Genomic DNA, 8697 nt, shown 5'->3' with positions numbered 1-8697 from the left:
TTCACCCAAGTCAGAAGCATCGATGGTCGGCGGATTGGGATCAACTGGAGGATCGAGTGGAGGATCGGATGATGGAGCCGCCTCAACCGCGTCGGCTGCAGCAGCTAAAGGCTGAAACGGTGTCGCTGCAACCCCCGTCGGTGGCTGACCAGGCGGCTGCTGCGGGACTAATGCCGGTTGGGACTCCTCAGTGGTGGTCGTGAGGAACAACGGGATGCCCCCACTGCTGCCCTGCGGTGCATACTGCGGACCAGGGATCGTGGGCTTGGCCACAACCTCTGGCGGTGGCGGCTGGTCCACCGTTTCCGGAATCCCTTCGTAGGGAATGTTCTGAAACGCCTCGGCCCCGCCTGGCAGAACAAACTCACCGTGTGGATCGGGCACCTTCCGGTCCTGGACGTTGCCCGCCATGTCCCGATCGGTTTCTGCCGCCTGCGCGTCGCCACCGGGATTGAGAGCAAAACCGAGTCCTTCTTCTGCTGGCATCGATCCCTACGCCGAAGCGCACATCTATTGCCAAGGTATTGACGTCGGTTGCCGCCGGAAGGGAAAGAAGTAGCGCCGGTGGTTAAGAATCAAGGCGAATCTAAAGGAGATGAAAAGAGGACTGCCAGATCCCGCATGTAGGGCGGGATCTGAAGGAAGATGATCGAGCGAGACAAGCAGAAGAGAGGTCTTTAGCGACTCTCCCGTAGTGCTGAATCCATCGTCCGAGTGAACGGCTGGAAGAGATAACGCAGAACGCTGCGGCGTTGCCCCTGGATATCCGCAACCAGAGGCATCCCCGCTTGAATCGGAAATGTCTTGCGGCGCTGATCCACAAACTGCCGGTCCAGCTCCACCCGTGCCAGGTAGTAGTAGGCACGGGTATCCGGATCTTGCACCGTGGTTCCAGCCAAACTCAGCACCTTGCCGGGCACAGATCCATAAATGGTGGAATCAAACGGCTGGAGCTTCACGTCCACTCGCTGCCCCACCTTCACAAAGCCAATGTCTTTGGATGGCACCCGCACCTCCACCAACTTCTTACTGCCAGTCGGAACGACCTGCAGAACCACAGCACCTGGACCCACCACAGCACCCGGGGCCTTGTAGCGCAGGTCGCTGATCACCCCACTGACCGGGGCCGTGACCTTGGTGCGCTCGAGCTGGTTGCGCACTTTTTTGATGTTTTCTGCCACCACAGCCTCTTCGCTCACCAACTCTGCAATTTGTGAGTTGTTCTCGAAATGCAGGCCGGATTCCACGCCCTTCAGGTTGGCTTGGGCCTGGCTCAAGGCCTTGCGCGCTTCATTCCGCGCCCCCTTCATCTCCGCCAGCTGCGTCTTGGTATGGAGCAACTGCAACCGTGAGGCCCCGCCGGACTCCTGAAGCGACGCCCACATCGCAACCTGCTGGGTTTGGAGATTGATCTGCTCGTTCAACCCCTCGACTTCCGCCTGCTTCTGCTGCACCGTGGCCCGAGCAGCGGCCAGCTGATCAGCTCGATTGGCAAGGCGGCTGGTCAAGAGCTGTTGCTGGGCAGCACTGACCTTGTTGCCCTGCTCGATCCCCTGGAGATCGCCAACTGAGAGGGTTGCGTCACCACGAATCGCCGCCTGTAGTTGCTTTTGCTGCAGCAACAGGTTCTTGAGCTTCTGCTCAGCTGCGTCATATTCGCTGCCCACCAACTTGGGGCTGAGCTCCAGCAACACCTGTCCCTCTTTGACCTCCTGGCCATCGCGGACATCCACCTTGGAGACAATCCCTCCCTCCAAGTGCTGGACCACATTCACCGCTCCCTCTGGCACGACCTCACCGGAAGCCTGAACGACCTGAGTCAACGGAGTCAGGGCCGCCCAGGGGACAAACAAAGCTGCTGCACCACCGAGGAAGTACAAGGACAGGCGCAGGTGACGGTTGTCCGGCTTTTGCTCGAGATCAAGGGCCTGGGATAAGCGCTGATGTCCAACCAACGCCGCCACGTCGGATTGATCCAATCCAGGAAGCTTGGCGAACCAGCCGGCAGAGGGGGGGGAGGATGCGCCCTCATCCTTGCTTGGCTCAGGGTTGGCGTTGACAGAGGAGGAAGTCATGGCATGAAGAGAAAATGGTGAACGGTGGATTGGATCTAGGGCCTGTTTTGAAGCCGTTGGCGTAACTCCTCGGGAGTGCCCTGGAAGGTGGTCACCCCTTTGTCGAGAATGCAGAGCTGATCGACCTTCTCAAGTAACAAGCGGTTGTCGGTGGCGATGACAACACTGCGCGGGTGGCCGCTAAAGAACGACACCCGGAAAGAGGGCAGGGCCTCGAGGAAGATTTGGAATTGATCCGGAGATAACCCCTGACTGAGGTCGTCGATCAACAGGATTGGGGTGTCTTTAATCAGGGCCTGCGCCAGGGAGAGCAAACGCAATACCCCATGGGGCAGCTGATAAACAAATGCCTCATCCAGGGAGGTGTCGAGCCCGTCAGGCAATGATTCCAGATAGTCCAAGATCCCGATGCGTTCGCAAATCGAGCGCACGTGGGGTGGCGTCACGTCGGGATTCATCGCCATCAGGTTGGAGAGCACCGTCCCAGGCAGCAGCTCTGAGCGCTCCATCACGAAAGCGATGTTGCTTTGAATCAGATCAGGACTGAACTGGCGATAGTCAACACCGTCAAAGAGCAATGAGCCATTGGAGAGCGGATACAGCTGATCAATCACCCGCAACACCGCACTTTTGCCGCAACCGGCTTTCCCCGTCAGAGCCAGGATTTGGCCGGGTTCCACCGAGAGGGAGACCCGCGTCAAAGCCAAACTGCTGTCACGACCCAATCGACAGGTGCCGGAATCCAAGAGGACCGAGCCATAGAGCCGATGATGCGGTGATTCAGCCGCCATCCGGGTGGATTGACGAAGCTTGAAAAACTGATCCAGTTGAGCGAACTGCTTGCGCATCGAACTCAAACGCAACATCGCGTTCATCAACTGCTGGAAGGGTGTAAAGACCCTCCAGACGAAGAACATTGCGGCAATCAGAGTGCCCATGGCAGCGGCACCCTCTTCGCTGTTCGAAGCAAGCCAAACGCCAAAGGCCAGAGTCAACACCCCGGCTAGCTGAGATGCGGTACTGACAACCACCTGCAGGCGCCCCAATTGGCGGTTGATCGTCAGTGCGCTACTGGTGCTCTGAGCCGAGAGACCACGTAAACGCTGCAGCCAGACCCACTCCAAACTGGATTGCTTCACCTCCAAAAAGCGGCTCACCAACTCCTGCTGCGCCTGAGCAATTCCGATTTCACTGGAGAGGCTGAGATCAGCAGCGACGCCGTAATAACGAGACATCACCAGGACCAAGATGGCGGTGATGCCCATCAAGACCAAGGGGATCAAGACCAAGGGGCCTGCGATCAGTGCAATCGCAGCCAGATAGAGCAGGACAAAGGGAAAGTCCAGCAGGGCCAGGGCAAGGGGTCCTTGCAAATAGACCAATAGCGCATCGAGATTGCGTTGCCGATTGCGGTAGCTGCGAGTCCCTAAGGTTTCAGTCTGGTTGGAGTCCAGTCCAATCGTCTTCTCAATCAGCTTCACGCCCAATAAGGCATCAAGGCGTGCCGCCAGCTGCGCCAACTGACTGCTTCTCCATTGACGCAAGGTCCAATCCAGACCAAACAACAACAAGACGCCAAGGAACAGCCAGGCTCCCGTGAAGAGGTTTTCACTGGGAATCACAATGTTGTAAACAGCCCGGATGTAAAAGGGCACGACCAGTGCCAATAGAGCAAGCGCAAAGCTGATTCCATAGAGCAGCGAAATGCGGTGACGGAAGCGATACAGAACCTGCTGCACCAAGGCCACGCGATCGCTGGGAGGCGCTTCGTAAAAAACAACCAGGCTGCCGCCGACCGGCACGTCTGCAAGACCAACGCGACCATCAGCATTGGCAGCCAACAGGAGACCTTGCCCGTCCCGTGACAGCACATAGGGGTGCTGCTCGGGTGTCAGATAAAGCGCCGGTAGGCTGTAACCCTGTAACTGATCCCAGCTCTGAAGACGCTCCTGGGTGCTGCCGTAGCCCAACCGCAACAGCAGGTTCCGGGCTTCCACCAGGTCCATCTGACGGGGATCAGGACCAAACAGCTCAAACAGCTGCTCTGACCGTCCCATCCACATCAACTGCTGCAACAACAGTCGCAGGCAAAAGGCCAACGGAGCTTCGGGACTGAGCGTCAGGTCGCGAATCAACTGAGAGGGACTGCTGGATTCAGAGCCATTGCGGGACAAAGTCATGACCTGGCCTCCTGCAGGGCGGATTGGAGATCGAGTTGTTGATCAGCAAGCCCGGAGAGCACCAACCCCCGACCCGCAATCAACACGGTTAAGTGGCCGTGACAGCGGTGAAGGGCCCGTGTGAGTCCATCGATAAAAGCCTTCCCGTAGGAACAATCACTGAGATCAAGAAGCAGGAGGTGAGGATTACGAGTCAGAGCCGTCACCAGGTGCGCAAGGGCTTGAGCGTCACGCGAGAGGCCCGTTGGAAGCGTTCCACCCATGGCTGTTCCATAGCCGTGGGGCAAGGCACGAACCTGGTGATCCAAGCCAGTCAGGAAGGACCAGAACAAGGCTTTTCGCCTCAGGCGACTGGGCTGAAAACAGGTGATGTTCTCCAGCAACGTCCCCTGGAAAAAAGCGCGGGATGGATCGACGTAAGCAATGTCATCCCGTAGCTCAACGCGTCGATAGGACGCGATCGGCTCACCATCCAGGGACAACTCAGGGTTAGGGCTGACCTGAATTAACTCCAGAAACAACTGCCGTACATCAACGCCAAAGCGCTGATCCCGAAGCAACACAACAGAGCCTTTCTTCGCCTCGACCAATGGAGAGCCGTGCCGCGAAATGGTGAGCAGACCCCCAGATGGAAGCTGCCGGCTGCCCCCAGGACCTTCGACAGGCAAGGCCATCAGTGCGTCGTATTCATCCCTCGAAAGGCTCAAGCGGCGATAGCTGTTCCATAGCCCCATCGCTTGCTGCCAAGGGGCGAGGATCTTGCCAAGCAACAGCAGAGCAGCCGCAAGGGCACCGACGAGTAGACGATCGTTCACGACCAACAACGCACCCCAAGTGACGCCAGCGGCAAACGTGATCTGTCCCATCAAGGAACCAAAAGCCTGGTACTGCCCAGCGAAGGTGTTATGCAGCATCCGGTCATAGGCCTGCTCTTCTTGAAAGCGCTCACTAGCCACCAAAAACTTCGAACCAAGACCATTGGATTTGATCAAATCCATGGCATCGACCAACTTGTCTTGATAGGTGCGGGTCTCAAGCTCGGTTTGATCCCGACGTCGTGAGAGCCGCTCGTAGTCCCGAGCGAAGGCCAGAGCGCGAAAGAGGTAGACAATGATCGCGAGAACAGCGACCACTCCAACGCTGCCAGCGATCAAGAACAAGACGACCACAAACAACAGCGAGAAAAGCAAATCAATGGCAGTGGTCAGCGCCTGCAAAGCACTCTCATCGCGCAGAAGATTGATGCTGTTCAAACGCTGCAAATGCCGACCTGGGGATAGTGCCAAGAAATCCGGCAGTCCCAACTGCAAGAAATGGGACACAGCCTCGACCCGCTTCTGATGCTCGACGCGAGCTCCATCAGCACCGGTCAACACCAGACGCACACTTTTGAGCCAGCCCCCCAAGATCATCAACAGCACAACACCCACGCTCAAGACCACCAAGCTCGACATCGAGCCAGAGGGGAGGACTGAAGTGAAGACGATATTGATGTAGAGCGGGGAAGCAAGCTCGAGAATATTGATCAGCACTGAAGCCACCAAGATGGGCTTGAGCTGGTAATCCGACCACTGCACGTATCGCAAGGACTGGAAGAAGCGATGGGACATCGCTTCTTCCAAGAGGTCAAGTGCAGCATTCAGCGACTGTTTGCAGCGACGAATCGATGCCGAGAGAACATGCCGGAAGCTCTTGCGCGAAAGGACCGCCTCATCAAGGCTCGAAACCATGTGCCCCCAAAATTGCCTGCCAAAAACATATGCAGCTCCAAGCCCGCTGAAGGCGCCAGGGGAACTCTTAATAAAGGGAATCGTTTCGCGTCGCTTTTCGAAACACAAGCATCAAGCACCCTTCATCAGCCGGCGACAGGATTCAATCTGATTAGTCTTCGGGACAACCAAGCAAAGCGGTGAGGACCGGCTCGTGTTTCGTTTTCAGCTATCCACTGAGCGCAATCAAGTGGAATTGATCGCCAATGGACAAGGACAATCCATACCCTTTCAGGTGATCGGTCCGGCGACCGAGATAGCTTTTGTTGAGGAGTTAGTCGAACAGCACTTTGGCTCGTTGTGTGTCAAGCCAGGGGATCTACTGGACTTTCTCCAGAATGACCCCTGGATTCAAGAAACCTTTCAGAGCCCAACTGTGATCGAAGGAGAACTCGAAGCAGCCCTACTCGATGCTGAGGCCGAGAAAGACTTCTTTCAGACGAAGCCCCTTGGCCAAAAGTTGGTCAGTGCAGGAGTGATCGATCTGGACGAACTCGAGCAACTCCTTTTGGATTACCAACCATTTGCTGCCAACCAGCGTTTGGGTGAATTCCTCAGGCTGAATCTCAAAGTCTCTGGGCCGATGCTGGAATTACTGATTAATCCGTCGCTCTATGCCGATCGAGGCTTCAATGACCAGCGCCTCGGAGAGCGCCTGAAAGAGCTAGAGCTCATCAGCGAGGACAGACTCAATCAAGCCCTGGCCAGCCAGCGGATGAATGGCAAGCGACTTGGAGAGATCCTGGCCAACCAAGGGGTGATTTCAGAGCAGATGGCCAAGTTCTTTAGTGAGGCTCAACTCACACCAGCCGGCGAGATTGAATTCGCGAGTTAGGCCCAAAGCGCATCCGCCATGCGTGCCACCTGGACAATGGCCGCTCCATCGTGAACACGGACCACATCCACACCAGCCGCGACGCAACGGGCAACGACAGCTGCAGTACCCCAGAGTCGAGCCTTAGGGCGGGGCTCATCCAAAACAGCTCCGATAAAGCGCTTGCGCGAAGGCCCCACGAGAAGCGGGATGCCATCAGCCTTGAGCTGCTCAAGTCCCTTGAGCAGCTCAAGATTCTGTTCAGTGGTTTTGGCAAACCCCAAGCCTGGATCCCAAATCAAGCGCTCCATGCGAACACCCGCAGCAAGAGCGCGCTCGGTGGCATGCCGCAGCTCCCTGAGAACGCCAGCAATCACACCCTCAGGGCCGTAGTCCGTCAACGAATCCATGGAGTGGCTGTCCCCTCGGGAGTGCATCAGCACATAGGGGCAGTCCGCTGCGGCGACAACAGCCAACAAATCGGGATCCCGAACGCCGCCGCTGATGTCGTTGATCCAATCCGCTCCAGCTTCAATGGCTCGCTGGGCGACGCAGGCCCGATACGTATCCACCGAGATCAGCGGCTGACCCAATCCCGGCGGGAAGGCTGATCGAATCGCCTGGAGACTGGGGAGGAGGCGATTGAGCTCCTCTACACCGCCGACATCCTCTGCACCAGGACGGGTGCTTTGGGCGCCAAGATCCAAAACCCCCACACCTGCTTTGACCAATGTCTTGGCCTGCCGCAAGGCCTGGTCTGGAGAGCGAAAGCGACCACCGTCACTGAAGGAATCGGGGGTGAGATTGATCACCCCCATCACCTGGGTTGGTTGGCCCAAGGGCCTTGCCATCAGACCGGCTGGTAGTTCGCAATGCGAGCGAAGCCCTCTGGATCCAGGGAAGCCCCACCCACGAGAACGCCGTCGATATCGCTCTGGGCCATCAACTGGTCAATCGTTCCTGGATTCACAGAACCGCCGTACTGCACCACCACGTCGGAATAACCAACCCAGTCTCGAATCAGACCGCAGATCCGATTGGCTTCAGCCGCTTCACAGGTTTTGCCCGTGCCAATGGCCCAAATCGGTTCGTAGGCAATGATCAATCGGCTGTGATCCAAGCCATCCACCCCTTGCTGCACCTGGCGGCGGATCACCTTCTCTGCTTCCCCTGCCTCCCGCTGCGAATCGCTCTCGCCAACGCACAGGATCGGGGTGATGCCGTGCTTCTGGGCACTACGGGCCCGAAGATTGATTTGCTCGTCAGTCTCGCTGTAGTACTTGCGTGGCTCACTGTGGCCAACAATGGCGTGACTCACTCCATGCTCGAGGAGCATGCCGGCAGAGACCATCCCCGTAAAGGCGCCCTTCTCTTGCCAGTGGATGTTCTGAGCCGCAATCCGTATCCCACTGCCCGCCAGGGAACTGCTCAAGCTGGCGATGGCCGTAAAAGGAGGCGCCAGAACCACCTCACGATCGCTAGGAAGGCCGGCCACCAGAGGCTTGAAGCTCTCAGCAAAGGCCTGCGCTTCAGCGCAGGTCATATGCATCTTCCAATTGCCCGCGATGACAGCCTTCCGCACTGCGTTCATAGGTCGACTAGCGATCCAACCTAAGGTCTGGGGTCCTCAGCGAAGGTCGAGCTGCTGAGGTACGAGAACTGTCTGACCAGCGAGCTCAACCCGGTCGCCGGCTTTCAGCTTCCGACCACGCTGGGTCTCCTGGAAGCCATTGACCCGGACCTCCCCGCCTTGAATGCGCTGCTTGGCTTCACCGCCTGTGAAGACCAAGCCTTGCCATTTCAGAAATTGATCCAGGCGAATGGGCTCGGAGGTCCCCAGGGGTGTGGTCACGCTGTCA

General features: G+C 57.5%; 8 protein-coding genes. 1 reads left to right on the top strand and 7 read right to left on the bottom strand.

Annotated elements, in window-relative coordinates:
• The 4 genes from QZ189_RS05590 to QZ189_RS05575 all read right to left on the bottom strand — a co-directional run.
• Positions 1–486 (bottom strand): hypothetical protein (locus QZ189_RS05590; protein ID WP_296421217.1); only part of this gene is annotated, 486 nt, incomplete at its 3' end.
• Between the two features lie 191 nt (positions 487–677).
• Positions 678–2075, bottom strand: coding sequence for an HlyD family type I secretion periplasmic adaptor subunit (locus tag QZ189_RS05585; protein WP_247478832.1), 1398 nt, complete (start codon positions 2073–2075; stop codon positions 678–680).
• Between the two features lie 35 nt (positions 2076–2110).
• Positions 2111–4255 carry an ATP-binding cassette domain-containing protein gene (locus QZ189_RS05580; RefSeq protein WP_296421215.1) on the bottom strand — a complete coding sequence of 715 codons (2145 nt, stop codon included), beginning with the start codon at positions 4253–4255 and terminating at the stop codon, positions 2111–2113.
• Positions 4252–5985 carry an ABC transporter transmembrane domain-containing protein gene (locus QZ189_RS05575; protein ID WP_247478837.1) on the bottom strand — a complete coding sequence of 578 codons (1734 nt, stop codon included), beginning with the start codon at positions 5983–5985 and terminating at the stop codon, positions 4252–4254. The genes QZ189_RS05580 and QZ189_RS05575 overlap by 4 nt, the downstream gene beginning before the upstream one ends.
• A 229-nt stretch (positions 5986–6214) precedes the next feature.
• Here QZ189_RS05575 and QZ189_RS05570 point away from each other — a divergent pair, with 229 nt between their 5' ends.
• Positions 6215–6859, top strand: a complete 645-nt coding sequence (locus QZ189_RS05570; RefSeq protein WP_296416417.1) for a hypothetical protein — start codon at positions 6215–6217, stop codon at positions 6857–6859.
• On the opposite strand, the gene folP is transcribed toward QZ189_RS05570, so the two are convergent.
• From folP to QZ189_RS05555, 3 genes are read right to left on the bottom strand one after another with little or no spacing between them, the layout of a single operon-like run.
• Positions 6856–7689, bottom strand: a complete 834-nt coding sequence (folP, locus tag QZ189_RS05565) for a dihydropteroate synthase (protein ID WP_296416416.1) — start codon at positions 7687–7689, stop codon at positions 6856–6858. The two genes, QZ189_RS05570 and folP, sit on opposite strands and share 4 nt — an antisense overlap.
• Complete coding sequence (gene tpiA / locus QZ189_RS05560; RefSeq protein ID WP_010317608.1) at positions 7689–8420, bottom strand: triose-phosphate isomerase; 732 nt, start codon at positions 8418–8420, stop codon at positions 7689–7691. The genes folP and tpiA overlap by 1 nt, the downstream gene beginning before the upstream one ends.
• A gap of 45 nt (positions 8421–8465) precedes the next feature.
• Complete coding sequence (locus QZ189_RS05555) at positions 8466–8690, bottom strand: RNA-binding S4 domain-containing protein (protein WP_296421213.1); 225 nt, start codon at positions 8688–8690, stop codon at positions 8466–8468.
• Positions 8691–8697 lie beyond the last annotated feature (7 nt).

It is taken from the genome of Vulcanococcus sp. CPBay_Sum15L08_68 (assembly GCF_017855895.1).
Taxonomy (GTDB): Bacteria; Cyanobacteriota; Cyanobacteriia; order PCC-6307; family Cyanobiaceae; genus Vulcanococcus.
The sequence above is the reverse complement of the archived record's forward strand: the minus strand, read 5'-3'. Positions and strand labels throughout refer to the sequence as shown.

Bases quoted from the DNA above. Each gene is read 5' to 3' on its own strand.
- QZ189_RS05585 (WP_247478832.1), bottom strand. From the start codon at position 2,075: ATGACTTCCTCCTCTGTCAACGCCAACCCTGAGCCAAGCAAGGATGAG.
- QZ189_RS05580 (WP_296421215.1), bottom strand. From the start codon at position 4,255: ATGACTTTGTCCCGCAATGGCTCTGAATCCAGCAGTCCCTCTCAGTTG.
- QZ189_RS05575 (WP_247478837.1), bottom strand. From the start codon at position 5,985: ATGGTTTCGAGCCTTGATGAGGCGGTCCTTTCGCGCAAGAGCTTCCGG.
- folP (WP_296416416.1), bottom strand. From the start codon at position 7,689: ATGGCAAGGCCCTTGGGCCAACCAACCCAGGTGATGGGGGTGATCAAT.